This window comes from Xanthomonas bromi (assembly GCF_900092025.1).
Lineage (GTDB): Bacteria > Pseudomonadota > Gammaproteobacteria > Xanthomonadales > Xanthomonadaceae > Xanthomonas > Xanthomonas bromi.
Genome location: NZ_FLTX01000020.1, coordinates 42,325 through 67,904, shown reverse-complemented (window position 1 = coordinate 67,904; position 25,580 = coordinate 42,325). Strand labels below are relative to the sequence as shown.

General features: G+C 65.5%; 21 protein-coding genes, 1 tRNA gene and 1 pseudogene. 6 read left to right on the top strand and 17 right to left on the bottom strand.

Annotated elements, in window-relative coordinates:
* The 12 genes from XBLMG947_RS07355 to XBLMG947_RS07300 all read right to left on the bottom strand — a co-directional run.
* Positions 1–936 (bottom strand): beta-galactosidase (locus XBLMG947_RS07355; protein WP_209437467.1); only part of this gene is annotated, 936 nt, incomplete at its 3' end.
* Positions 936–3,275 carry a S9 family peptidase gene (locus XBLMG947_RS07350; protein WP_065467320.1) on the bottom strand — a complete coding sequence of 780 codons (2,340 nt, stop codon included), beginning with the start codon at positions 3,273–3,275 and terminating at the stop codon, positions 936–938. The genes XBLMG947_RS07355 and XBLMG947_RS07350, both read right to left, overlap by 1 nt.
* Positions 3,265–4,851: an APC family permease gene (locus XBLMG947_RS07345; RefSeq protein ID WP_065467319.1), complete on the bottom strand. Its 1,587-nt coding sequence runs from the start codon at positions 4,849–4,851 to the stop codon at positions 3,265–3,267. The genes XBLMG947_RS07350 and XBLMG947_RS07345 overlap by 11 nt, the downstream gene beginning before the upstream one ends.
* A gap of 62 nt (positions 4,852–4,913) precedes the next feature.
* Positions 4,914–6,776: a DUF885 domain-containing protein gene (locus XBLMG947_RS07340; protein ID WP_065467318.1), complete on the bottom strand. Its 1,863-nt coding sequence runs from the start codon at positions 6,774–6,776 to the stop codon at positions 4,914–4,916.
* Complete coding sequence (locus tag XBLMG947_RS07335; RefSeq protein ID WP_065467316.1) at positions 6,773–8,590, bottom strand: DUF885 domain-containing protein; 1,818 nt, start codon at positions 8,588–8,590, stop codon at positions 6,773–6,775. Before XBLMG947_RS07335 ends, XBLMG947_RS07340 begins: the two co-directional genes overlap by 4 nt.
* A 151-nt stretch (positions 8,591–8,741) precedes the next feature.
* Positions 8,742–9,941 carry a M24 family metallopeptidase gene (locus XBLMG947_RS07330; RefSeq protein WP_065467314.1) on the bottom strand — a complete coding sequence of 400 codons (1,200 nt, stop codon included), beginning with the start codon at positions 9,939–9,941 and terminating at the stop codon, positions 8,742–8,744.
* Positions 9,938–11,554 (bottom strand): aldehyde dehydrogenase family protein, encoded by a 1,617-nt coding sequence (locus XBLMG947_RS07325; protein ID WP_065467312.1) that lies wholly within the window; start codon positions 11,552–11,554, stop codon positions 9,938–9,940. The genes XBLMG947_RS07330 and XBLMG947_RS07325 overlap by 4 nt, the downstream gene beginning before the upstream one ends.
* 210 nt (positions 11,555–11,764) lie before the next feature.
* Positions 11,765–12,673: a dihydrodipicolinate synthase family protein gene (locus XBLMG947_RS07320; protein ID WP_065467310.1), complete on the bottom strand. Its 909-nt coding sequence runs from the start codon at positions 12,671–12,673 to the stop codon at positions 11,765–11,767.
* The gene (locus XBLMG947_RS07315; protein WP_181093260.1) at positions 12,670–13,983 is read right to left on the bottom strand and encodes an NAD(P)/FAD-dependent oxidoreductase; all 1,314 of its coding nucleotides are present in this window, start codon (positions 13,981–13,983) and stop codon (positions 12,670–12,672) included. The genes XBLMG947_RS07320 and XBLMG947_RS07315 overlap by 4 nt, the downstream gene beginning before the upstream one ends.
* A complete protein-coding gene (locus XBLMG947_RS07310; RefSeq protein ID WP_065467306.1) occupies positions 13,976–14,221 on the bottom strand; it encodes a 2Fe-2S iron-sulfur cluster-binding protein in 246 nt (81 codons plus the stop codon). Before XBLMG947_RS07310 ends, XBLMG947_RS07315 begins: the two co-directional genes overlap by 8 nt.
* Positions 14,218–15,399 carry an NAD(P)/FAD-dependent oxidoreductase gene (locus XBLMG947_RS07305; RefSeq protein ID WP_083992933.1) on the bottom strand — a complete coding sequence of 394 codons (1,182 nt, stop codon included), beginning with the start codon at positions 15,397–15,399 and terminating at the stop codon, positions 14,218–14,220. Before XBLMG947_RS07305 ends, XBLMG947_RS07310 begins: the two co-directional genes overlap by 4 nt.
* An 89-nt stretch (positions 15,400–15,488) precedes the next feature.
* Positions 15,489–16,427, bottom strand: a complete 939-nt coding sequence (locus XBLMG947_RS07300) for a proline racemase family protein (protein WP_065467302.1) — start codon at positions 16,425–16,427, stop codon at positions 15,489–15,491.
* 160 nt (positions 16,428–16,587) lie between these two features.
* On the opposite strand from XBLMG947_RS07300, the gene XBLMG947_RS07295 reads away from it, so the two are divergent.
* The 5 genes from XBLMG947_RS07295 (at position 16,588) to XBLMG947_RS07275 (ending at position 20,866) form a co-directional block, all read left to right on the top strand.
* Positions 16,588–17,304 carry an AraC family transcriptional regulator gene (locus XBLMG947_RS07295; protein ID WP_007965956.1) on the top strand — a complete coding sequence of 239 codons (717 nt, stop codon included), beginning with the start codon at positions 16,588–16,590 and terminating at the stop codon, positions 17,302–17,304.
* Positions 17,305–17,509: 205 nt separating this feature from the next.
* Positions 17,510–19,165, top strand: a complete 1,656-nt coding sequence (ftsY, locus tag XBLMG947_RS07290) for a signal recognition particle-docking protein FtsY (protein WP_065467300.1) — start codon at positions 17,510–17,512, stop codon at positions 19,163–19,165.
* A 124-nt stretch (positions 19,166–19,289) separates the two neighbouring features.
* Positions 19,290–19,430 (top strand): hypothetical protein, encoded by a 141-nt coding sequence (locus tag XBLMG947_RS23565; protein WP_245228127.1) that lies wholly within the window; start codon positions 19,290–19,292, stop codon positions 19,428–19,430.
* A 62-nt stretch (positions 19,431–19,492) separates the two neighbouring features.
* On the top strand, positions 19,493–20,566 hold the full coding sequence (mutY, locus tag XBLMG947_RS07280) for an A/G-specific adenine glycosylase (RefSeq protein ID WP_065467298.1): 1,074 nt from the start codon (positions 19,493–19,495) through the stop codon (positions 20,564–20,566).
* 21 nt (positions 20,567–20,587) lie between these two features.
* Complete coding sequence (locus tag XBLMG947_RS07275) at positions 20,588–20,866, top strand: oxidative damage protection protein (RefSeq protein WP_065467296.1); 279 nt, start codon at positions 20,588–20,590, stop codon at positions 20,864–20,866.
* A gap of 130 nt (positions 20,867–20,996) precedes the next feature.
* Here XBLMG947_RS07275 and XBLMG947_RS07270 read toward each other — a convergent pair whose 3' ends face one another.
* Together XBLMG947_RS07270 and XBLMG947_RS22520 are read right to left on the bottom strand one after the other, a co-directional pair.
* Positions 20,997–22,619 carry a hybrid sensor histidine kinase/response regulator gene (locus XBLMG947_RS07270; protein ID WP_065467294.1) on the bottom strand — a complete coding sequence of 541 codons (1,623 nt, stop codon included), beginning with the start codon at positions 22,617–22,619 and terminating at the stop codon, positions 20,997–20,999.
* Between the two features lie 352 nt (positions 22,620–22,971).
* Positions 22,972–23,190: a DMT family transporter gene (locus XBLMG947_RS22520; protein WP_139074372.1), complete on the bottom strand. Its 219-nt coding sequence runs from the start codon at positions 23,188–23,190 to the stop codon at positions 22,972–22,974.
* Positions 23,191–23,324: 134 nt separating this feature from the next.
* Between XBLMG947_RS22520 and XBLMG947_RS07265 the strand changes: the two genes are divergently transcribed.
* Entirely contained in the window at positions 23,325–23,984 is a 660-nt protein-coding gene (locus XBLMG947_RS07265) for a class I SAM-dependent methyltransferase (protein WP_065467323.1), read from the top strand.
* A gap of 31 nt (positions 23,985–24,015) precedes the next feature.
* Here the strand turns inward: XBLMG947_RS07265 and XBLMG947_RS07260 are convergent.
* The 3 genes and pseudogenes from XBLMG947_RS07260 to XBLMG947_RS07250 all read right to left on the bottom strand — a co-directional run bounded on the left by XBLMG947_RS07260 (position 24,016) and on the right by XBLMG947_RS07250 (position 25,566).
* Positions 24,016–24,568 (bottom strand): annotated as a pseudogene (locus XBLMG947_RS07260) (hypothetical protein).
* Positions 24,569–24,822: 254 nt separating this feature from the next.
* A complete protein-coding gene (locus XBLMG947_RS07255) occupies positions 24,823–25,098 on the bottom strand; it encodes a hypothetical protein (RefSeq protein WP_065467292.1) in 276 nt (91 codons plus the stop codon).
* Positions 25,099–25,484: 386 nt separating this feature from the next.
* Positions 25,485–25,566, bottom strand: a tRNA-Ser gene (locus tag XBLMG947_RS07250).
* Between the last annotated feature and the right edge of the window lie 14 nt (positions 25,567–25,580).

Here is a 25,580-nt window from a genome sequence, read left to right as displayed (position 1 = left end):
GGCCGCGCGCCACAGTGCGAACACATTCACCGTGGCGCCGCCGGATGGGTAGTCCATGCCCGGATAGCGCTTGCCCTTGTAGCGCAGCCAGGTGTTGACGTAGAGCGGCAGCGGATACACACGCTTGCCGGCGGCGGCCACCTGTTCGATATACGCGGCGGTGGCGTGCGCATTGAAGGCCTCGGCCGCTTCGGCACCGAACAGTTGCTGCCAGCTGCCCTGCGGTTTGCCGAGCGCGCGCGCAATCTCGGCCGGTACCGGTTGAGCGAATGCCGCCTCGCCGGCAGGACCGTGGTCGCGCACCGTGCCGATGGCGCCCGGCTCGTTTTCCACCTGCATCAGGATCACCGTGTGGCGGTCGCCATCCACCTTGCGCAGGTGCTGCATCAACGCGGTGAACGCGCGCACATCGGCCTGCACGTTGGCGGCCACATGTGGCGACAAGACATCCACCGGCTCGCCGTTGGCATCGCGCATGCGCGGGTACGTCGCTTCGTCGCGCTTGATCCATTCCGGCACGTAATGCATCTGGCCGTTCTTCCAGCTCCCAAACCACAGCAAGGCCACACGCAGGCCACGCTTGCGGGCGCCGGCAATCAGCGCGTCGACATTGGTGGTATCGAAGCGACCCTGCACCGGCTCGAACTGCTCCCAATAGACCGGCGCCTCTACTGTATTGGCATGCAGCGCCACCACCTCGTCCAGGGCTTGCGGCAACACCGCCGGCCATGCGCTGGAGTTGTGCAGCTGCGCGGCCAGGATCGTATAGGGCGCGCCATCGACAAACACCGCATGGCGGCCGTCTCTGGTGACGAACCGCGGCAGTTCTTCTGCCGTGGCGAGTAGCGGCACGCTGCCCGTCAGCAACACCAGTGACCACAGCAGACCAGCAACCCTGCGGCGACGCTGTGCCTTGCATCGAGACAACAAACGCATCATGGCGCCTCCGATGGCAGGGAATTCCAGTGCGGTGTGGGTTCGTTGCGCAGGTGGCGCACGAAGAAATCGTACTGGCGGCGTTGCACGTAATCGATCGGCCCGCTGGAGCGGCCAACCGAATGCTCGCCACCCGGCACGTTGAGCAGATCGAACTCTTTGCCCGACTTGATCAAGGCATCGACCACTTGGGCGGTGGAGGCCGGATCCACATTGCTGTCCTGCTCGCCGACGATCAGCAGCAGGTCGCCTTGCAGCTTGCTTGCATTGACCGCGCCAGACGCATCGGCATAGCTGGCATCCACTGGCCAGCCCATCCACTGCTCGTTCCAGCTGATCTTGTCCATGCGGTTGTCGTAGCAGCCCGCGAACGCCACGCCCACCTTGTAAAACTCCGGATGACGTTCCAGCGCGCCCAGCGTGCTCTGTCCGCCCGCCGACGCACCGTAGATACCGACGCGACTGATGTCGTAAGACGGATCCTTGGCCGCCAGTGCGCGATGCCAGGCAATGCGGTCGGGGAACCCGGAATCGCCCAGGTTTTTCCACGCCACGTCGTGAAACGCCTTGGAGCGATTGGCAGTCCCCATGCCATCGATCATCACCACGATGAAGCCCAGATCGGCCTGCGCCTGCATGCCGATCTGCTTGTCGCCGCCGGAGTGATAACCGAACGGCCAGAACGTCTTGGGCACGAACGCGTCGTGCGGCCCGGCGTAGATGTTTTCGATCACCGGGTAGCGTTTGCGCGGGTCGTAATCGCGCGGTCGCACCACCATGCCCCAGATGTCGGTGCTGCCATCGCGGCCCTTGGCGACGAAGGTCTCCGGCGCGCGCCAGCCGGCGGCCTGCAGCTTGGCGATATTGCCGCGCTCCACGGTGTGCAACAGCTGCCCATCGATGGCGTGCAGTTCCATCACCGGCGGCAGATCCGGACGCGAATAGACATCGACGTAATGCAGTCCATCCTCGGCAATCGCCACATCGTGGTCGGCGTCGGCCTGGGTCAAACGGGTCAACTGGCGGCCGTCGAAATCCACGCTGTAGAGCTGCCGGTAATACGGGTCTTTACCCGCATCCATGCCGCTGGCGGTGAACCAGATGCGGCGCTGTGCATCGTCGACCTTCAGTACATCGCGCACCACCCATGGCCCGCGGGTGAGCTGGCGTTTCACCTTGCCGCTGCGGCCATCGAACAGGTATAGATGCCGCCAGCCGTCGCGTTCGGAAATCCACAACACTGCATCGCCGCGCCCATCCACGTCGTGGCGAAAGCTGCGGTCGGCATACACGAACGTGCGCGTGTCTTCGCCAACGGCCACATGCGCGCGGGCGGTGCGGGCATCCACCGCAATCACGCGCATCCGCTGGAAGCCGCGTTGCACGTACTCGAATGCCACACTGCTGCCATCGTTGCGCCATTGCAGCGGCGACAGCGAATACGGGTTGTCGAACAATGCGGTGTCCACGTCGCGACGCGTGCCGTCCAGCGCGAACAGCACCGGCCGCTCCACATCCACCGCATCGCCCGGCTTGGGATACAGCTGGGTGTGCACCACCGGTTGTCCGCCACCGGCAGGCGCGGCCTCCACGCGGGTGACGCGGCGGGCCAGCCCGGGACGCACCCGATACACCGCCAGCTGCTGCGAATCCGGCGACCAGGCGACACTCTCCAGGTCGAAGTAATCGTCGGCACGGCCGTCGCTGCTGAGCCGGGTCACCCGACCATCGGCGACACGACGCAGCACAAGGTTCCAGCCGTCGGCCAGCACCTCCCACCGGGCATCCGGCGAGCGACGCGGCGTGGGATCGGCCGGCACCAGCGGGTCGCGCACCACGCCGAAACCGCGTGGACGCGAGGATGCCTGCGGTCGCATATCAGGTGCACAACGATAGGTCGTCAGCGTGCAACGCCATGCGTTGTCTTCGAGCACAAAGACGATGGCGCCATCGCTGCGTGCGCCCTCGGTCGAGAACGAAAACCGCTCGAACGGCAGACGCAGGGGCGCATAGGTTTTCCCGGTGGCCGCACGCAAGCCCTGGGCCACGCGCGTCTGATCGAAGGCAGGCTGCTTCTGCAACGTGGCCACATCGGCACTGACGAATGCGAAGCCACCGGGGACCGTCTTGCGGTAGTGGAACCTGCCGTTGTCCTGCCATTGCGCTGGCCAGGCGACATTCTCCGTCAGCGTGATCCACTGCTCGCGCAGACCCAGCGAGCGTTGGTAGTCGGCAACGCTGTGCGCAGCCTGCACAGCACCCGACACCACCATCGCGCACGCGGCCAGCGCACACCACCCACGCAAACCCACTGCGCTGCGGCCCGCATCACTCGCCATCGTCCTCCTCTAGCGCAAGCTCGTCGCTACGCAAACCGCTGCGTGCGCCCCAGTGGTAAATGAAGAACGCAATCACCGCCACGCTCAGCGTATCGAACGGGTGCACGATCCAGCCATGCCCGCCGAAGGTGCCGGCCCACGACACCAGCATCACCAGCACGAAGAACACGATCAACCACAACGAGGCGCGCACCTGCCGCAGCAGGTGGGACCTGCCCTCGCGCGATGGCAACCGATACAACACGTAAAGCACAAAGGCCAGCACTTGCAGACCCAGCAACCACGACAAGGTCGGCCAGGTCGACCAGTACACGATCAACGCTGCGACCATGAACGACAGCGGCCCCAGCACCGTGAGACCGCGCACATAGAACGGCCGAGGCAAGTCCGGCGCACTGCGGCGCAGTGCGGCCACCGCCACTGGCGCCACCGCATAGCTCAGCACCAGGGCCGCCGATACCACGCCGATCAGCGTCTCCCACGACGGAAACGGCAGCGTCCAGAAGATCGACAACCCCAGGCTCAGCCACAACGCGGGACGCGGGATGCCCGACACCGGATCCACCCGTGTCAGCACCGGCAAGAACCCGCCGCTCCGCGCCCAGCCATACACCACGCGCGGCGTGGCATTCATGTAGATATTGCCGGTGCCGCTGGGCGACACCATCGCATCGCAGATCACCAGCGCGGCCAGCCATGCCATGCCCAGCGCCAGCGCGATATCGTGGTACGGCAGCGAGAACGCCTTGTCGATGCCGGCCCAGCCTTGTGCCAGCTGCGCGGCCGGAATGCTGCCCAGAAACGCCAGCTGCAGCAGCACATAAATCACCGTGGACAGCGCCACCGACAGGATCAGCGCAATCGGAATATTGCGCTGTGGGTCGCGCACCTCGCTGGCCACCGACACGATCGGGGTCAACCCCAGATACGCAAAGATGATGCCGCCGGCCGAGATCGCCGCTTCTACACCGGCCATGCCCGAGGGTGCGAACCCGTGCACGCTCAGATTGCCTGTATTGAAGTGCTTCATCAGCAACACGATCACCAGGATCGGCACCAGAAACTTGAAGACGCTGATGATGTTGTTGGCCAACGCAAAGGTCTTGACGCTGAAATAGTTGAGCAGGAAAAACAGCACCAGCAAGGCCAGCTGCACCAGCCAGCCCCAGATGCTGGGGTGCGTGCTGTTCGGCTGGCTCAGCCACGGGAACCACGCCGCCGCATATTGCCGTGCGGCTTCCACTTCGATGGCGATCAAGCTGGAAAACGCGATCAGGGTGATGAAGCCGGTCAACGAACCGAGCAAGGCACCATGCGAATACTCCGGGTAGCGCACCACCCCGCCCGCCCGCGGCAACGCCGCACCGAGTTCGCAATACACCAGCCCAAGCAGCAGCACCGCGATGCCACCCAGAATCCACGACACGATGCCGGCCGGCCCCGCGATCGAGGATACGTGGCTGGCCGAAAACAACCACCCTGAGCCGAAGATCGAACCCAGCCCGATAAACGTCAGGTCGGTCAGGCTGAGCCGCTTGTGGAACTTGCCTTGCGTGGTCGCAGCGTGTGCGGTCATAGGTCGCCCCGAAGTGTGGAAAGCGCGGTTACTGCAGTGAAACCATGACGTGCATGTACGTATCAGTCGCTGGCAGACGCCTTGGCTTCTGCCGATGCGTCTGCAGCGTCCTTGGGATACGGCGACGCGCCACCGTCGGCGATGAAGCGGTCGATGCGTGCTTCCAGCACCGGCAACGGCACCGAGCCGGTCTGCAGCACCGCATCGTGGAAGTTGCGCAGGTCGAACATCTCGCCCAGTGCGGCTTCCGCCTTGTGGCGGAGCTCAAGCATCTTCAACTCGCCCAGGTAGTACGACAGTGCCTGCCCCGGCCAGGCGATATAGCGGTCCACTTCGGTCGTGATTTCGTGCTCGCTCAGCGCGGTGTTGTCGCGCAGGTAGGCCTGTGCCTGCTCGCGCGTCCAGCCCTTGTGGTGGATGCCGGTGTCGATCACCAGGCGGCAGGCACGCCACATCTGGTAGGTCAGGTACCCGAAGCGGTCGTAGGGCGTGTCGTACAGGCCCATTTCCTGGCCCAGATACTCCGAATACACCGCCCAACCTTCGCCGTAGGCGGAAATGAAGCTGTAGCGGCGGAACTCCGGCAGCCCTTGCGCCTCTGCCGCAAGCGGCATCTGCAGCGCGTGGCCTGGCGAGGACTCGTGCAGGGTCAGCGCGGTCAGGTTGTACAACGGCCGCGATGGCAGGTTGTAGGTGTTGACCAGATAGATGCCCGGGCCGCCACGGCCTCCTGTGTAGAACGGCGCCAGCTCCGGCGGCACCGGCTCGATCGCAAAACGGCGACGTGGCAAGCGGCCGATGTAATCGCCTACCTTGGCGTCCACGCGCTTGGCGATCCACGCTGCCTGCTTGAGCAGCTCTTCCGGCGTTTTTGCGTAGAACTGCGGGTCGGTGCGCAGGAAATGCAGAAATGCCGGAAACACCGCCTGCCCGGCCGGCGGTTTGAAGCCGCTGGCAGCGATGGTCTGGTCCATCTGCGTGCGCAGCTTGGCTACTTCCTGCAAGCCGATCTGATGGATCTGATCGGGGCTCAACTCCAGCGTGGTGAATTCGCGAATCTGCGCGCGGTAATACGCCTGCCCGTCCGGCAAGGCTTCGGCGGCCAGCGTGGTGCGCGCATGCGGCTGGTAGTCGTTGCGGATGAAGTCCAGCAGCTTGGCGTACGCCGGCAGCACCTGCGTCTCGATGGTCTTGACCGCCTGCTTGCGCAGTTGCGCCTGCACATCGGCCGGCAACGTTGCGGGCATCTGCTTGAACGGCGCGTAGAACGGATTGGACTCGCCCTTGGCTTGCGCCACATCGGCGATGGATTGGTCGCGACCGGTCAAGGTGACCTTGGGTTGGCTGAAACCACGCGCCAGTCCGGCGCGCATATTGTCGGTGTGCTCGGCGAAATAGCGCGGGATGTCAGCCAACAGCTTCAGATAACGCTGGTAGTCCTCGCGCGTGCGCGGCTTGGCGTCGGCGCTGAATCCCAGATCGCTCCAGAACGCCGAGTCGCTGTTGAACGGCATTTCCCAGGCGCGAAAACGCTGCTGATCCAGCAGCACCAGCAACTGCTGCCGGTACACCTGATAACTCACCTGATCCTCGGCCGACAACTGCGCCTGCGGGATGGCATCCAGGTCCTTCAACGCCTGTTGCCAGTAAGCGGTGCGCAGGTTCTGCGTGGCGACATCGACCTTGGGCAGATGGTCGGCCTGTTGCTCCTGCGTGGCCTGGTTGTCTTCGTCCACCGCGCCGGACAGCTGCGCCTGGCGCCAGCGCCATTCGCGCGTGTACAAGGCCTTGAAGCGTGCTGCCGCGGTGTTCTGCGTGGCCGCCGCAGCAGCGTCGGCCGCCTGTACAGGCAGGGCAAGACCGCTCAGGCTGGCTGCGATCAAGAAACTCAATGCGCTCGCGCGTAACGCGCTGCCGGTGTTCATTGATGTGCCTCCGGTCTCGTCTTGGTTTGCGCAATCCACTGCCGCACGCGTTGTTGCAGCATCGCCAGCGGCATTGCACCACCGCCCAGCACCGCATCGTGGAAGGCGCGCACATCGAAACGGTCGCCCAGCTCTTTCTCGGCTTCGGCACGCAGCGCCAGGATTTGCAACTCGCCGAGCTTATAACCCAGCGCCTGGCCCGGCCACACGATGTAGCGGTCGGTTTCGGACTGGATACTGGGTTCGTCGTCGGACGGATGGGCGTGGAAGAAATCCACCATCTGCTGCCGGTTCCAGCGCTTGTAGTGCACGCCGGTATCCAGCACCAGGCGGTTGGCGCGCAACAGCTCGCCGGACAGCCGGCCGTAATCGTTGTACGGGTCCTTGAAGAAGCCGATCTCCTTGCCCAGGCGCTCGGCATACAGCGCCCAGCCTTCGATATAGGCGTTGTAGCCGGCCTGCTGGCGGAACGGCGGTAACGGCAGCGTCTGCGCAAGCGAGATCTGCAGATGGTGTCCCGGCACGCCTTCGTGATAGGCGGTGGTTTCGATATTGATCAGCGTGCGGCTGGCGAAGTCGCTGGTGTTGACCTTCACGATCGCCGGCTTGGTGCCTTTCGGGTTGCTTTGCCAGTATTCGGCGCCCGGCGCGGCACTCCGGAACGCCGGCATCGCCTGCACCTCCAGCGGCGTCTTGGGAAGATGCCCGAACAGCTTGGGCAACTCCGGCTCCATTGCGGCGATGTACTGGCGGTACTGCTGCAGAATCTGCTCGCCCGAGATGGCGAAGTGGCGCTTGTCGGTCTCCACCGCCTTGCGGAAGCTGGCCAGATCGGCAAACCCCTGCGCCTTGGCGATCACCGTCATCTCGTCTTCGATACGCGCCACCTCCTTCAAACCGATCTGGTGGATGTCCTCCGGCGCCATGTCGGTGGTGGTCTGCATGTGGATGGCATAGCGATAACGGTGCTCGCCATCGGGCAGCGACCACACGCCTTCCTGGGCGCGTCCCTGCGCGGCGTATTCGTCGCGCACGAACGCGGCCAGCTTGCCGTAGGCCGGGCGCACCTGCTGATCGATCGCTGCCAGCAATTGTTTGCGCAACGCGTCGCGCTGATCGGCCGGCACGGCGGCATCGAGCTTTTTCAATGGCGAGGCGAAGGGGCTCTGCTCGCCGCTGAGCGCGGCGATCTTGTCGATCTGCCCGGGCAGGCGTTTCAGCAGATAACGCGGTTGGGTCAGGCCATCCTTCGCCCCCTGGCGCGACACCGCGATGACCTGCTCGATCACGGTCGGAATGGCCTGCAGTCGTGCGATGTAGTCCTGGTAATCCTTGGCGTCTTCGAACGGAAACGCATCGCCATACCCGGCCAACGCCAGCTGGATACCACCGATCGGCTCCAGCGGCATCGCATAGGTCTTGAGGTCGAGGCCCTCCAGCTTGTCGCGCAGCTGGCCCAGCATCATCTGCAGGCTGAGTTGGCGCTGCTCGTCCAGTGCCTTGGCATCCACCGCTTGGAACTGCTCAAGCAGGTCGGCGGTTGCAGCGCGCTCTGCGTGCACGGCCGCAAGCGAATAATCGCTCCAGCGGTCGTTGTAACGCTTGTCGCCGATGATGCTGGCGAACTCCGGGTTGTGCTGCAGCTGGTATTGCCACTGCTTGTCCAGCAGCGCATCGAAGGCCTTGGCAGCCTGTTCGCTGGTTGTGGCAGAGGTCGGCGTGGCCGCCTGCTGCGGTGCGGGCGGTGCCGGCTTGCAGGCGGTGAACAACGCGGCTGCAAGCAGACCGATGGCGACAGGACGCAGGTGCTTCATGCATTCGCTCCAATAATGACGACCAATCCTAAAACGTGTACAGCAGGGCTGCTTTTATGTGATGTAGCGTTATTGATTAAGCGCTTCGCGCGAGCGCGCTCCCAGGGAGATCACGCGCTGCGCGCACATTGCGCTGCGTGTTGAATGCAACTCACGCAAACGGTTGATCGATCGCCAGCGACGGCGGCGTGAACCACTGCGCGCCAGCGTCGGTGACAGAGAAATGGTCTTCCAGGCGCACACCGAATTGCGCCGGCACCACGATCATCGGTTCGTTGCTGGCGCACATGCCCGGCTGCAGCGGCAGTGGATTGCCGCGTACCAGATACGGCGCCTCGTGAATCGCCAAGCCGCACCCGTGGCCGGTGCGATGCGGCAGCCCGGGCAGACGATAGTCGGGCCCGAGCCCGGCGGCTTCCAGCACCTTGCGTGCAGCCTGGTCCACCGCCTCGCACGCCACGCCAGGACGAATCGCCGCAAATGCCGCCGCCTGCGCGGCCTGCTCCAGGTCCCAGATGCGCTGCTGCGCAGCGTTGGGGGCACCGTAGATCCAGGTCCGGGTGATATCGGAGTGGTAGCCCTGCACGGTGCAGCCGGTATCGATCAGCACCAGTTCGCCTTCGCGCAGGTGCTGCACACCCGGGATGCCATGCGGAAACGCCGTGGCGTGGCCGTACTGCACGATGCAGAAGGTCGAACCGTTATCGGCGCCCAGCGCGCGATGCGCCTCATCGATGAAGCGCACCAATTGATCGGTGCCGATGCCCTCGTGCGCGATGCCGGCGGCCAGCCGCTGCACCAGCAAGGTCATGTCGCAGGCCTGTTGCATCAATGCCAGTTCGGCCGGCGACTTGCACATGCGACAGCCATCGATGATCGAGCCGGCATCGCGAATCGCCCTGCCCCAATGCGCGCGCAGACCGGTGTGCACGGCGAACGCAATGCCCGGGTCCAGTGCCAAGGCATGCGCATGGCGCTCGTCCATGGCCTGTACCGCCAATGCATACGGATCGTCGTGTTCTTCCCACAGGAATTTGGCCACCGGAATCTTCAGCACCGCATCCAGCGAGCCTTCTTCGAACGCGGGACAGATCAACACCGGGTCGCCGTTCGAGGTCAGCAGCAGTGCAACCAGACGCTCGCTCGCCCCCCACGGCACGCCGGTGAAATAGCGCAGCGACGTGCCGGCGCCGATCAACACGGCATCCACGCCCTGTGCGCGCATCAGGCTGCGTGCGCGCTCGATGCGACGCTCGTATTCGTCCGTGGCGATCGGCGCGGCGCGCTGCGTCCACGGCGCGAGTTGCGCGCGGGCCTGCTCCAGCGACAGCCCGCCGATCTGGCTGCTCACGCACCCGCTCCAAGATCGGCCGTGCTCCATTGCCCATCGACCAGCCGCGCCACACCCCCCGGATTGCGTTCACGCAGGTCGGCAGGCAGCAACGTATCGGGCACGGCGTCGTAGCTGTGCAAGGCAGCAAAACGGCGGATGGCACCCGGCATGCCCACGGCGGTGAAGCCCGGATGCCCGGTGCTCGGGAACGGGCCACCGTGGTTCTGCGCAGCGCTCACTGCCACGCCGGTTGGCATCTTGCTGTTGATCAGCCGCCCTACCCGCGCGCGCAGCACCGGGGCGATGGCCTGCCATGCCGCGTCGTCGCTGCCGTCGGCGGCGCGGTACAGCGTGCCGGTGAGGTTGCCTTCGAACACGGCAGCCGCCTGTGCCATTTGCGCCACATCGGCTGCACGCACCAGCAGGCTCACCGGGCCGAAGGCTTCGGCCTGCAAGGCGTGCGGGTTGGCAATGAACGCGTGCGCATCCACGCTCAACAAGGTCGGCGCATAGCGGTAGCCGTCCTCGCCGGTGTGTCCGCCGGCCAGCATGCTGGCACCGGCAGCACGCAGATCCGCCACCCCGCGCTGCACGCCATGTACGCCGGACGCGGAGAACAGCACCATCGGCATGGCCGCTTCGAAATGCGCCTTGGTGGCTGCAACGAACGCGTCGCCGGCTGCGCCGTGCGGCACCACCACCACACCGGGATTGGTGCAGAACTGCCCGCTCCCCAACGTGCAGGACGCGAAGAATTCCTGCGCAAGCGCATCGCCGCGTTCGGCCAGCGCGCCAGGCAACAGGAACACCGGGTTGACGCTGGATAGCTCCGCATAGAACGGCACGCCCGCTGCATCTGCGGCGGCCTTCAGCGCCAGCCCACCGGCACGGCTGCCGGTAAAGCCAATCGCGCCCAGTCGCGCATCGCCGGCCAATCGCACGCCGATGGCATTGTCGAAGTGATACAGCAGTTGCACGGCCGCCGCAGGCAGACCGGCCGCGAGCAGCGCGCGATGCGCGAGTTCGGCCATGCGCTGGCTGGTGGCCGGATGCAACGGATGCGCTTTGGCGATGACCGGGTTGCGCGCGGCAATCGCCGAGGCGAAATCGCTGCCGGCAATCGCATTGAACGCGAACGGGAAATTGTTCGGGCCGAACACCACTACCGGCTTGCCCAGCGGCGCCAGGTGCGAACGCAGATTGGCCGCGCTATCGATGATGGGATGGGTCCAGCTGTAGCTGCGCACCGCCTGTGCAGCCTGACGCAATTGCCCGCTGGTGCGCGGCAGTTCGTTGCCGCGCAAGCGCGTGGGCGCCGGCAACGCCGTCTCGGCATGCGCCAATGCAACCAGGGTGTCGGCATCGGCGTCCAGCGCGTCGGCGTAGCCTTCCAGAAATGCAGCGATGCGCTCGACCGGCGCAGCCGCGAGTTCCGCTGCCACTGCCTGGGCCGCAACCACTGCCGCCTCCACATCGTCCGCACTACTGATCGGAAAGTGCGGTCCGATCGGCTCGCCGGTGGCCGGGTTGGCGGCGCGGAAGCTGCCGGCGGCGGCAAGGCTGGGTTGCCATTGGCCACCCAGAAGGATCTCGGCAGTGGTCAGTGCACTGGAATGGTTCGTGTCGTTCATTACGGCACCTTCGGTGAAAGGGATGCAGTGCCTGCGCGCTGTGCGCCAGCGGCCGACCAAAAAAACGATAAGGATGCAGCATTGGATGCCACATCCACAGCGGCCAACGCAACGCACCACGCGCAGGCACGGCGCGTGGTGCGAATTCGCGCACACCGCAGGCTGCGCTCATCCGCAGGCGCAGCGTGCGATGGCAGCGTCATTGCGCCATCAAGACAGCTTGGGCGCGGTGGCGATGGCATGGTCGATCACCTTCAACGCGGCATCGCGCTCGGCTCCGGCCACGACCAGCCGCGGCGCACGCACCTGCTCGCTGCCCATGCCCACCTTCGCCTGCACCAGTTTGATCAGCTGCACGAAGGTGGGCACGGTATCCAGGCGCAGCAGCGGCAGGAACCAGTTATACAGCTCCTTGGCCGCCGGGTAGCCGCCGTCGCGCGCCAGTTCGAACAGGCGCACCGATTCTTTCGGGTAGGCATTGACCAGGCCGGCGATCCAGCCCTTGGCGCCCATGCTCAGGCCCTCGACGATGGCGTCGTCCATGCCCACCAGCAGCGCCAGGCGCTCCCCCAGCAATTCCTGCAGCGCGGCGAAGCGGCGCACATCGCCGGAGGATTCCTTCACTGCCTGCAGGTTCGGGAATTCGGCGGCCAGCTCGGCGATCTGCGCCGGGCCGAAATCGGTCTTGTAGGCCACCGGGTTGTTGTACAGGATCACCGGCAGATCGGTTGCGGCGATCACCGCGCGCACATGCGCGCCCATTTCGCGCCAGTCGGTGGAATACACGTAGGGCGGCAGCACCATCAAGCCGCCGCAACCGATGTCCTTTGCCGCCTTGGCCAGCGCGACCGCTTCGCCGGTCGCCAGGCTGGCGATGCCCGGCACCACCGGCACGCGACCGTTCAAGGCGGTGACCAGGGTGCGCAGGACCGCCAGCTTGTCTTCCACGCTCAAGGTGGCCGCTTCGCCCAACGAACCCAGCGGCACGATCGCGGTGCAACCGGCATCCACCAGCTGATTGGCGTGCTTGCCGAGGAAGTCGTGGTCGATCTCGCCGTTGGCGGTGAACGGGGTGGTGATGGCCGGCAACACGCCGTGCCAGAACGCAGCAATACTCATGGATGATTCCCTTGCGAGTCGGAAGTGAACGAGTCGGCCAGCGCCGCGAGGCGGACCGGGAACAACGGCGGCCGGCGGCCGGCGTCTGTGGAAAGATCGGGCGGGCAACGGCCCAACTCGGTCAGCGCAGTGCCGCAGATGCGGCCCTGACAGGCGCCCATGCCGCAGCGCGACACGAGCTTGGCGTCGCGTGCATCGCTGAAGTTGTCCAGTGCGCCCAGCGGTACGTCTTCGCAGCGGCAGATCAGCGTGTCCGGCTGCGCCAGCGTGCGGATGCGTGGATCTAGCGCAAAGTGCTGCAGCAGCAGCGCGGCAAACGCACGTGCGGCGTGACGCCGTGGGTGCAGGCGCAGCGCCGCGTCCGGCGCATCGGCGGCCATATGCCCGGCCATGGCACCTTCGATCAGGGCGCAATCACGCCCGCCGATGCCGCAGGCTTCGCCGGCGGCAAATATCTGGGTAACGCTGGTGCGCAACAGCGCATCCACCTTCACCTGCTGGTGCGCACCGTATGCCTGCAACTGGCAACCCAGCAATTGCGCAAGCTCGGTGTTGGGCACCAGGCCATAGCCCACCGCCAGTTGATCGCAGGCAATCCGCGTGCGGCCGGTGGGTCCTTCGAGTTCGACTTCGCGCAGCTGCGTGTCGCCATGCGCGGCAATCACCATACTGCCGGCGCGATACGCCACTGCATGCAACTGCAGGCGCAACGCCACGGCTTGTGCGGCCTTGCCCGGCCAGCGCCACAGTTGCAGCGCGAACTGGCGCAACGCGGCCGGCGAGGTTTGTTCGTGGATGCCGAGCACCCGCGCGCCATGCCGTTGCAACGTCGCCGCACTGGCCAGCAACAACGGGCCACTGCCGGCCACCAGCACGCGCTTGCCAACCAGCGGCCAGCCTTGTTTGGCCAATGCCTGCGCCGCGCCGGCACCGGTGACGCCAGGCAAGGTCCATCCCGGGAAGGGCAGCAGCAATTCGCGCGCGCCGGTGGCCAGCACCAACGCGGCGTAATGCAGCTGCAGCGTGCCGTCCGGGCCATCGGCCAGGAGCCAGCCCGGTTGCGCCAGCAGAATCTGCGTGCGTGTCAGCACGGTGATCGCTGCATGACCCGCCACCTGCTGCAGCAGTGCGCGCGCATCGGCCGGCGCACCGTGTTGCACATCGCTGCGCCACACCTGCCCGCCGGCACGCGGCTGCATGTCCACCACGCCCACCCGCACGCCCTGACTGGCCGCGGCCTGCGCCGCCGCCAGCCCGGCCGGGCCGGCGCCGATCACCAACACATCGAAATGCAGCACACGCTCAGCCATCGGTGCGCACCTGCATGCCATCGCGCGCGTCCACCAGGCATGCGCGTTGCTGTCCGATGCCATCGATGCGCACGCGACATTCGAAACACACCCCCATCCCGCACAACGGCGCGCGCGCCTGCCCGCTGCTCGACTGCCGGAACTGCAGCGTGGCCTGCGCCACGGCCGCCGCTACGCTGGCGCCGGCCGACACCTCGACCACCTGCGCATCTACGTGCAGACGCACCGTCGCGCTCATGCGGGCGCACCTTGCACGGCACGCGCCGGGGCGTACGGCGTCGGATCGATGGCCGGGGTGCGCCCGAGCAGGCTATCCACGATCACCCGTGCGCTCCCCAGCGCCGTGGTGACACCCAGCCCCTCGTGCCCTGCCGCCACCCATACATCGCGCCGGCCCGGCACCGCCCCCAGATACGGGCGCCCGTCCGGCGTGGTTGGACGCAGGCCTGTCCACACGCGAATGGCCTGCAGCTCGCGCAGCACCGGCAGGTACGCGAACGCGCGCTGCAACATCTGCTGCAGCACCGGAAGCGACGATACGCGGTCGTGCTCGCCGAACTGCCGCGACGAGCCGATCAGAATCTGCCCGGTTGGCCGCGGCTGTACATTGAAGGCCACGCTGGTGTCCTCGGCCCCATGTGCCGAATCCGCATAGCCCAGTTCCAGCAACTGATGCCGGATCAACCCCGGATGCCGGTCGGTGATGACCAAGTGGCCCTTGCGCGGGCGCAATGCCAGTTCGGGCAGCAACTGCGGCAACGCCACACCGCTGGCCACCAGCACCGGCCCCGAGAGCACCTGCCCATCGTCCAGACGCACCGCCTGTTCCTGCAGCTGCGCCACGCGGCGGCCTGCAAACAGACGCGCGCCAGACTTGCAGGCCAGGCTCACCAGGTGCCGTGCCACCCGCGGCGGATACACCACCGCTTCATCGGGCACGCGCATGCCACCAGCCAGCCCGGGCATCAGCTGTGGTTCCAGCGCGTACAGTTGCGGTGCATCGATCGCGTCGGCATGCAGACCGGCAGCGGCCAACCGCGCGATCTTGGCCGGCACCGCCGCCAGCTCGCGCGCGTCGCGGGCCACCCACAGCGTGCCGCAGCGGCTGAATTCGGCTTCGCTCAGCGTGGCGAAGCGCTCCCACAGCCGCAGCGAATACGCCGATAACGCCAGCTCGGCCGGGTCGTCGTCCATCGCGACCAGATGTCCCATCGCCGCTGCGGTGGAGCCGCCGCCGATCGGCCCCGGCTCGACGATCGCCACGCGTAGGCCCTCGCCCGCCGCGGCTTCGGCACAGGCCGCGCCGACGATGCCGGCGCCGATCACGATCAGGTCGTAACTGCGCCGCGCAGAGGGAGCGGACACTACGGATTTGGATGCGGCAGCCAATCCAGGCGCCGATGCCGACGCGGGCATCGGTGCAGATGTCCTGGCCATCGCCGCAGGCATCGCAGCGGCCGACGGCGTGGCCGACGCAACCATCGGCGCGGGCCGCTGGGATTCCATCAGGCCACGATGCCCCAGGCGAACGGATCGGCCGGGTCGATCACCAGTTGCGAGCGCGCCGTGATAGACGCCTGCCCGCTGATGCGCGGTGCAATGCCGCGCCCGCTCAGCCGATAACTGCCCTCGAAGGCGCTGCCCAGGATGCCTTGCTGCACCCAGCGCTCGCCTTCAGCCAGCTTGCCGTCGGCCGCCAGGCAGGCCAGCTTGGCGCTGGTGCCGGTGCCGCACGGCGAGCGGTCGTAGGCCAGCCCAGGGCACAGCACGAAATTGCGCGCCACGCCGCTACCGTCGGGCGCAGCGCCATTGACTTCGATATGGTCGATCTCGCCACCGGCCTCGCCGGTGATACCCGCCGCTTCCAGGGCCAGCCGGATCGCCTCGGTGTAGGCCGTCAGCTCGCGCTGATGCGCCAGATCCAGCGCACACGGCGCTTGCTCGGTGATGAAGAACCAATTGCCGCCCCAGGCCACATCGCCGCGCACTCGTCCATAGCCCGGCACGTCCACTTCCACGCCGGCAGCGGCGCGATAACTCTCGACGTTGTCGATCGACACCGTGCCGTCGTCGGCCAGCGCCACACCCACGGTGCCGACCGGAGTCTCGATACGGTGCTGGCCCGGCGCGATGCGCCCCAGCTCGGCCAGCGTACGTACCACCCCGATGGTGCCGTGCCCGCACATGCCCAGGTAGCCGACGTTATTGAAGAAGATCACCCCGGTACAGGCGCTCGGGTCGCGCGCTGGCAGCAACAGGGCGCCCACCATGGTGTCCGACCCACGCGGTTCGCAGGCGATGGCGCTGCGCCAGTGGTCGAACTCGCTGCGAAAGCGCTCGCGGCAGTGCGCCAGGTCGCCATCGCCCAGCTCGGGAAAACCGGACAGGACGACGCGGGTCGGCTCGCCGGCCGTATGGGAGTCGATGACGTCGATGGTGTGCATGTCGCATGCTCCCACTGCCGGCCTGCGCACGACTAGCGTCCAATGCGAAGTGAAAATGCGGAAATCCGCACAATCGTCAACCCGAATCACAGCCGCGCGTTTAAGCTAGGATCATTGCTGGGCTGCACCGTCGTGCAACCGTCTAATCGTGACCGCTACCATGACCCTGATGGACCTCAACCTGCCCGCCCTGGAAATGCAGACGCTGTTCGATGCGCTGCCGGACGTGGTGTTCTTCATCAAGGACAGCGAAGGCCGCTACACCCATTGCAACCTGACCCTGGTGCGCCGGCTGGGGCGCAAGCTGCGCAGCGAGATCATCGGCCGCTCGCCGCTGGAGGTCTTCCCATTGCCGCTTGGCGGCAGTTACATGATGCAGGACCGCCGCGTGCTATGTGGCGAGCTCATCGACAACCAGCTCGAAGTGCATCTGTATCCCAACCGCCTGCCCGGCTGGTGCCTGACCTTCAAACGCCCGCTGTGCGAGGCAAATGAGGTGATCGGCGTGGTTGGCATCTCGCGCGATCTGGGCCAGCCCGACAGCCGTCACTCCGCTTACGAACGCCTGAGCCAGGTGATGGAACACATGCAGGCCAACTTCGGCGACAACCTGCGCGTGCAGAGCCTGGCCGACCTGGCCGGGCTGTCGGTGGCGCAGTTGGAACGGCATTTCCGTCGCGTGTTCCAGGTCACCCCACAGCAATTGCTGACCAAGTTGCGCATCGAATCGGCGATGCGGCTGCTGTACGGTGACGACAGCATCGCCAGCATCGGGCAACGCTGCGGCTTTGCCGACCAGAGCGCCTTTGCGCGCCAGTTCAAGGCCACCGTCGGCATGACGCCACGCGATTACCGAGCGCTCAAAGGGCAGTTATAAGCACAGAATTTCGCGCTGACACATCGCTGCTGAAAATGCCGAATTCGGCAGGATTTATCGGGCATCGGCACGCCCTGACACGTTGCGATGCACGTGGCGCGGCGGGCCATGCGATGCGCTCGCTCGACGCGCTGCGCTGAAGGTCGCGTCAAGGCAGCGAAGGGGCCGGATGATAGAATTTCGGGTTTCCCCTACTGCGTTGCCAATGGCCAGCTTTTTTCGCCGCAACAAGCCAACCACGCCCGACAGCTCGCGCACTTCGCGTTACAGCCTGGAAGAACTGGCAGCCGCATTTCCCACCGCGCCGTCTGCCGCCACCCCGGCATCGCCGGTCGAGACGATGCCCACGGCCGAGCCAGGGATAGACACCGCGGCAGCACCGATTGTCGCCCCAATCACGCCTGCTCCGGCGCGCACCGAACCTGCGGCGCCCGCACCGGTCGCTGCGCCGACACCGCCGCCCACTGCCGCCACGCCAGCCGAGCAGCTTGCGCAGGAGAGCGCTGCACGCACCGGCCAAGCGCAGAGTATTGCGGCCGTCCCCAGCGCACCTGCCACCCCGGCAGCGTCAGCGCCAACGGCGTTGCAGGCGCTGCCCGACCCGATTCCCGCCAGCGCGCCAGGCACACCGGGCACCGGGGTGGTGACGCCGGTCGTGGCGCAGCCGCAGACTACGCCAACACCGTCAGCCCCGGCGCCCGCACAGCCGCTCATGCCATCGCAGAGCGCGGCTCCTGCCGTGGTCGCACCGCCGGTCGTCGCGCCGCCAGACGCACCGCCTGCATCGGTCGCTGCACCGGCCGGGGCAGCTCCAGACAGCGCTGCCCCGGCAAGCGCCGCGCCGACGGTCACCGTGCCCGCTATCGTCAGTGCGCCTCTGCCGAGCGCGCAGGACAGCGCTGGCATCGTCGGCCAGTACGACGCGCTACCGGCTGCGCCGGCAGGCAAGCCCGGCTGGCGCGAGCGGCTGCGCAACAGCACCTTCGCACGCAGCTTCGGCGGCCTGTTTTCGCGCAATCCCAAGCTCGACGACGACCTGCTGGATGAAATCGAAACCGCATTGATCACCGCCGACGTCGGCATTGGCGCCACCACCGCGCTGATCGAAGGCCTGCGCAAGCGCATGAAGTCGCGCGAATTCATCGACGCACAGGCCATGTTCAAGGCCCTGCGTGCCGATCTCATCGCGTTGCTGCAGCCGGTGTCCAAACCGCTGGTCATCGACCGCTCGGTCAAACCGTTCGTGGTACTCACCGTCGGCGTCAACGGCGTCGGCAAGACCACCACCATCGGCAAGCTGGCCAAGCGCTTCAAGGACGACGGCAACAGCCTGATGCTGGCCGCCGGCGACACCTTCCGCGCCGCTGCGGTGGCACAGCTGCAGGCCTGGGGCGACCGCAACGGCGTGGCCGTGATCGCGCAGGGGCAGAATGCCGATGCCGCCTCGGTGGCGTTCGACGCGCTGCAGGCCGCCAAGGCGCGCGGTACGGATGTGTTGATCGCCGACACCGCCGGCCGCCTGCACACCCAGACCGGCCTGATGAACGAGCTGGGCAAGATCCGCCGTGTGCTCGGCAAGATCGACGCCGCCGCGCCGCACGAAGTGTTGATGGTGATCGACGGCACCACCGGCCAGAACGCCATCTCGCAGTTGCGTCAGTTCCATGCGGCAGTCGGCGTCACCGGTCTGGTCGTGACCAAGCTCGATGGCACCGCCAAGGGTGGCGTGGTGTTCGCATTGGCGCGCGAATTCAATATTCCGATCCGGTTTGCCGGCATCGGCGAACGCCCGGAAGATCTGCGCGTGTTCGACCCGGTCGCTTTCGTCGACGCCTTGCTGCCGGACGCATTGGGCAGCTGAGTGGCCGACGCCAGCCCGCACCTTGCAGCCGCTGGATGCAAGCGCGGTGCAGGCCGGCTGCACGGTGCAGCAGGTGTCGCACGGCTGATCGCGTGCCAAACGCGTCCTGGAGTTTGCGCGCCCCATGCCCGCTGCGCTGCGCGCAACGCAGTGCGGCGATGCTGCGGTGTCTTACTACTACGCACCTCAGACGCCGCATTGGCCTGGCGATGAAGGCTTCTTCTGCAAGCAGTGCCTGGTCGGCATGGCATTTCCACTGCACTGAGGTCACCACCGCAACACTGCGCTTGTGTCCAGCACCGCCCTTCTTCACCGCCAGCAGACCTCATGCCCGCAGATCTCGCCGCTTCATCCGCTGACGCTTTCGTCGCTCCATTGCTGCACTGGTTCGACGGCCACGGGCGTCACGATCTGCCCTGGCAACATCCACGCGCGCCGTATCGTGTCTGGCTGTCGGAAATCATGCTGCAGCAGACCCAGGTTGCGGTGGTCATTCCGTACTTCCAGAAATTCGTCGCACGTTTCCCGGCACTTGCCGACCTGGCGGCAGCCGACAACGACACGGTCATGGCCCACTGGGCAGGACTGGGCTACTACGCACGGGCGCGCAACCTGCATGCCGCTGCCAAACAGTGCGTCGCCCTGCATGCGGGCGAGCTGCCACGCGACTTCGATGCCTTGCTCGCGCTACCCGGCATCGGCCGCAGCACCGCCGGCGCGATCCTGAGCCAGGCATGGAACGACCGTTTTCCCATCATGGATGGCAACGTCAAACGCGTCATGACGCGCTTCCATGGCGTTGCCGGTTACCCCGGCCTGCCGGTCGTCGAAAAGCAGTTATGGCAGCTGGCGACGACGCATGTGGCACATGTACCCGACGGCCGCCTGGCCGACTACACGCAGGCGCAGATGGATTTCGGCGCCACGCTGTGCACGCGCGCCAAACCGGCCTGCGTGTTGTGCCCGTTGCAGGATGCCTGCGTTGCCCGCAGCGAGGGTCTGGTGGAGGCGTTGCCCACACCCAAACCGGGCAAGGTCCTGCCCGAGCGCGAAGCGACCGCCCTGCTGCTGGAAAACGCACACGGCGAGATCCTGCTGCAGCGCCGCCCGCCCACCGGCATCTGGGCCTCGTTGTGGACGCTGCCGCAGGCCGAGACCGACAACGGCATGCGCGACTGGTTCGCCACGCATCTGGATGGCGACTACGAGCGCGCCGACGAGATGGCGCCGGTCGTGCACAGCTTCAGCCATTACCGCCTGCATCTGCAGCCGTTGCGCTTGCGCAAGGTCGCACTGCGCGCGGCGGTGCGCGACAATGACGACCTGCGTTGGGTCGCCCGCGCCGATCTCGGGACGCTGGGCTTGCCGGCGCCGATCCGCAAGTTGCTCGACACGCTTTAAACACGCTCCAGAGGAAACCGCATGTCACGCACCGTGTTCTGCCAGTACCAACAAAGCGACGCCGAAGGTCTGGATTTCGTGCCGTATCCCGGCGAACTCGGCCAGCGCATCTTCGCGCAGATCGGCAAGACCGCCTGGCAGGCGTGGCTGGCGCACCAGACCATGCTGATCAACGAAAACCGGCTATCGCCGCGCGACCCGAAGCACCGCGCCCTTCTCGAAGCCGAACTGCAGAAGTTCCTGTTCGAGCGCAATGCCGACAAGCCCGAGGGATATGTGGCACCGCTCGGTGAGGAATAGGTTGAAGGTGGGCCGTTGGGATTCGCAAAGGCGGTTTGCGGCTCGCGGAAGCGTTTTTGCGCATAGCAATTGCCATGCGATGCCGCTTGCAGCAACGACATCGCACGTTTTAGCGCATTAGCGCGACGCCTCACCCCACACCGGTCGGTCCATCCAGCAGCATGCGCATACGCTTGAGCAACTCTTTCTGCGTATACGGTTTGTTGACCACATCGAACTCGGCACCACCCACATCGGTGCGCTGGATGCTGGCGTCGGCATAGCCGGTGGTGAGCAGAATCTTGATCTTCGGCAACATGCGCCGCGCCTCGCGGGCGAGCATGACACCGTTGATGCCGCCGGGCATGATCAGGTCGGTGAACAGCGCATCCACCTCCGGGGTCTTTACCAACAGCTCGACCGCCTCGCGTCCGCTGGACGCGGAAAGCACACGGTAACCGGCATTTTCCAGAAACATCCGCGCGATCACGGCGACGTCCTGTTTGTCTTCCACCACCAGGATCGTCTCGTTTCCGCCCTTGTCGATTGCGCGGCTCTTGACTGTCTGCAAGTCGTTTTCGAATTCGCTGGATGCGGGAAAATACAGCCGCACCGTGGTGCCTTCACCCACCTCGCTGTACACGCGCACGGTGCCGCCAGACTGCTTGACGAAGCCGTACACCATCGACAACCCCAGGCCGGTGCCCTGCCCTTCGTCCTTGGTGGTGAAGAACGGCTCCATCACCCGGCTGACCACCTCCGGCGGCATGCCCGCACCGGTGTCGCTCACGGCGATGCTGACGTAGCGGCCGGGCGCCAGCTGGTGATACATCGCCAGATCGTGGTCGGTGATTTCCACGTTCTGGGTCTGCACGGTGACTTCCTTGCGCTCGGCCTGCGCCATCGCATCGCGCGCATTGATCAACACGTTCAACAGCGCCACCTCGGCCTGGGTGGTGTCGATCTGGCAATTCCACAGCCCTTCTTCCAGCGACTGGCGCAAGGTGATGCCTCCGCCCAGCGCGCGTCCAGCCATGTTGTTCATGCCGGCCACCAGTCCGTTGAGGTTGACCACCCGCCCACGTAACTTCTGCTTGCGCGAAAACGCCAGCAATTGCTGGGTCAAGGTGGCCGCCTTGGCAGCGGCCGCCGCCGCGTGCTCGGCACTGAAGGCGATGCGTTCGGCATTTCCGCCACCGCCGCTGGCCAACATCTGAATCATTTCCAGATGTCCGGACAGCACTTGCAGCAGATTATTGAAATCGTGCGCGATACCGCCGGTCAGCTGGCCCAGCGCTTCCATCTTCTGCGCCTGACGCAGCGCGTCTTCCGCATCGCGGCGGCGGCTCACATCCAGCTGCGAGCCGAAGAAATACACCAGGTTGCCCTTGTCGTCGAACACCGGCGAGACAAACAGCGCATTCCAGAACGACGAGCCGTCCTTGCGGTAATTCAGCACCTCGGTGGCGAACTCACACCGGCTTTCAATCGATTCGCGCACATCGCTGATGCTGGCGGGGTCGGTTTCTGGCCCCTGCAGGAAGCGGCAGTTGTTGCCGATGACTTCCTCGGCCGAATAGCCTGTCATTTCCAGGAACGCACGGTTGGCGAAGACGATGGGGTTATCCGGAAGATGCGGGTCGGTCACCGTCATCGGCATGCGGGTGGTTTCCACCGCAGCAAAAAAGATGTCCGAACGATACTTCTCGCCAGGCAGGCTGAGAGATGCGCTGATATGAGGCGCCCGTAGCTCTCCGTGACCGGGATCGTTCAAGTGATGTTCTCCGCGAGGCCATTCCCGTGTCGACAGTTTAGTTGGGCCCGGTGAGGCGTTTCGTCACATCCATGAGCCTTTCCCGTACGGGAGCTCGCGCCATCGCAACCCGATGCGGTGCGCCCTTGCAAGACGGGTTGATCCCTGCCGCAATGGCCACGATCAGCGCCATGCGCAGCATCAACTGCGCATCGGGCGCTGTCCATAAATGACGCACGCCGCCAGCGAAATCGCCATGAGGCCGGCGCCCCACAACAGGGCATAAATAAGCCAAGACCGACGGGAATGACCTGCAGCGTCGCCCCGTGGAAGAGGACCGAAATGCCGTCACCCACAGCATGCGTAGCGATGATCACATTCGCGTAACACCATCGCTGGCGTTGGGCGCTGCGGTCGCGGTGACGTCGGCACAGATGGCGACCGCCAGATAAATCCAGTTCTTCACCGATGCCACCGCGGCAACCAAGAGTCGGCGACCATCAGGCAAGAGTGGGTTCTTGCCGACATGCCGACAGCGTTGCGCCATTGCCGCCGATTGCTTGCTGAAAAGGTCACCAAGCGCGCGTGACACGCATGCGTACACAGGGTTTTGCCGTAGCATGCGCGGGCAATACGCAGCTCTTGCGCATCACGGTCGGTTCCGGCTGTGCCAGCGCGCGTTCTTTTCACGCCAGCGCCGTCGTCTGGCGACCATGCGATGTCACCATGTCCGGCTACCAGACCCAGATCCACGAGCTGACCTTCGGGCAGCTGACCTATGTCATCCGCGCACTGGCCGACAAGCAGCAATACGCCGATCCGGACCAGACCGCTGCCGCGGCCGGCATTTCATCGGCGCAATGGAGTCTGTTCGGTCAAGTCTGGCCCGCCGGCCAGTTGCTGGCCGAAGCCATGGCCGCGCGCCCCATCGAAGGCAAGCGCATCCTCGAGCTCGGCTGCGGTCTGGGCCTGGCGAGCCTGGTGTTGCGCAGACGCGGCGCCGATGTGGTCGCCAGCGACCACCATCCCCTGGCGGAAGTGTTCCTGGCCTACAACGCAGCGCTCAACGCCCTGGACTCGGTGCCGTATCGTCGCCTCGACTGGGACACCGGCGTGCCGAACATGGGCCAGTTCGACATGATCATTGCCAGCGACGTGCTCTACGAAACCCGCCACGCCACCATGCTGGCAAAACTGATCCCGGGGCTGGCCAAACCCTCCTGCGAGATCGTTATCAGCGACCCCGGCCGCGGTAATGCCAACGCGCTGTCGCGCATGCTGGCCGATATCGGCTTTTCGTTGATCACCGGCGAACGCCAGACGTCGGCACATGTGGCCAAGGCGCCACGCCTGTTCGTCTATCGGCGCAACATGGACAACGAGTGACCGTCAGGCAGCTGATCGCGCGGCGGCGTCATCACGGCGCGGGTACATCGGCCGACAGCAGCACGGGCTTACGCGGGTCGGCAGCAATTCCTTGTGCTCGCTCTGGCGCAGCGCATCGGCATCGGGCGTGTCCTGGGTGTTCATTTGCCACGCTTGGATCACGCGCTTGTCGACCACCAAGGCGCGCCGGATGCGGTCGTAGCGAAAGCTGATGTCGTCGGTCCAGTGCTGGCCGCACGCCGTACCGTTTTGCACGGTGAAATATGCGCCTTGCGCGACCAGACCCTGGTCGCTGTCCAGAAACGGATCGCACTGTGCGCTCTCATCGGCTTTGAAGATCACCCGCGTGTTGCGTGCGGCGTCGACAAAGCCACCGTCGGTGTTTGCAACCAGGACGCGCAAGGTGCGCGGCGGCGCCACGCGGCCATTGCTATGCAGCGCATCTTCTGCAGATGCGCACAACGCAACGAGATAATCCTGCCGACCATCGCCGGTCAGAGTTGCGCCAGCGACACACATCGCCGATTACCCGGGAGGCAGTAATTGGCGGCGCCTGCGGGCAGCATGGTGGTGTCGGCTGACATGGTCATGGTCATCGCGATTGCCATCGCTGCCGCTCACCAGCCGCTTCGTGTCGTCATCGCTCTGTGTTGGTTTGGATCGACGCTGCCAGCATAGGAGGTGTTGCTTTAGGCCAAGCACGCGATGAAGTCCGGCCACTGTGGGCACTGCCGCATCTGCGATATGTCATGCCTCACGCGAACCATCACCACTCCGCGCCCACCCGTCTGTTCCGCCAAACACAACGCGCTCGCAGAGGCAGAAAGCCGGCACTGCCTCAGCCGCTCTGCCGCTCGCAGCTGCGGTATTCCTTGGGGTCCAGAAAGTCTGCCAAACAAGAGCCCACGCGCAGCGCCTGCTCGCGGGCGTCGCCCCGGTACTCGCCCTGCCCTGCGCCCTCGATCGTGGCCACGGGCGCGGCACGGTCGCGGTGGTAGACGAATGCGGTCGAGAGCCACAGCGTCGCGCCAGGCGCCTGGCTTTCCAGGGTCTCTACGCGGAATTCGCCGCAGTAGCCGTGGATTAAGGTGCGTCGTAGTGTCTTGTGCGTCATGCGCGCAGTATCGCCACGCGCATTTGAAGACCACGTGGAAATCGATTGCATCGCACAGACGAAAAACCTGCAAAGACGCCTGGGCGTGCCGAACGAACACGCAGGTCTGCAATGACAAGCGATAACAGCAGCGTAACCGCCGCGCGCACAGCACGCGCGCAAATGCGCACCGTCTGTACAGTCGAGCGAGCCAGAGGACAACGGATCCGGTGATAACCAGGAAGCCTTGCGAAAGAAGGCTTGCGAGTCGCCGGAACATCTGGCGATCGACGCAGCACGCTTACCGACTTTGGCAACTGGTGCAAAATCGGATCAAGTCAACTTGAAGGCTTTGGGATCAACAGCGCATAGAAGGGGCCAAACGCTTGCGCTGCAATACTTAGAAATGGTGGACGAGGACGGAATCGAACCGCCTACACGGGGATTTTCAATCCCCTTTCAAGCGTCTTTGACAGCCCGCACGCGTCCAGGCAGACGCGCCT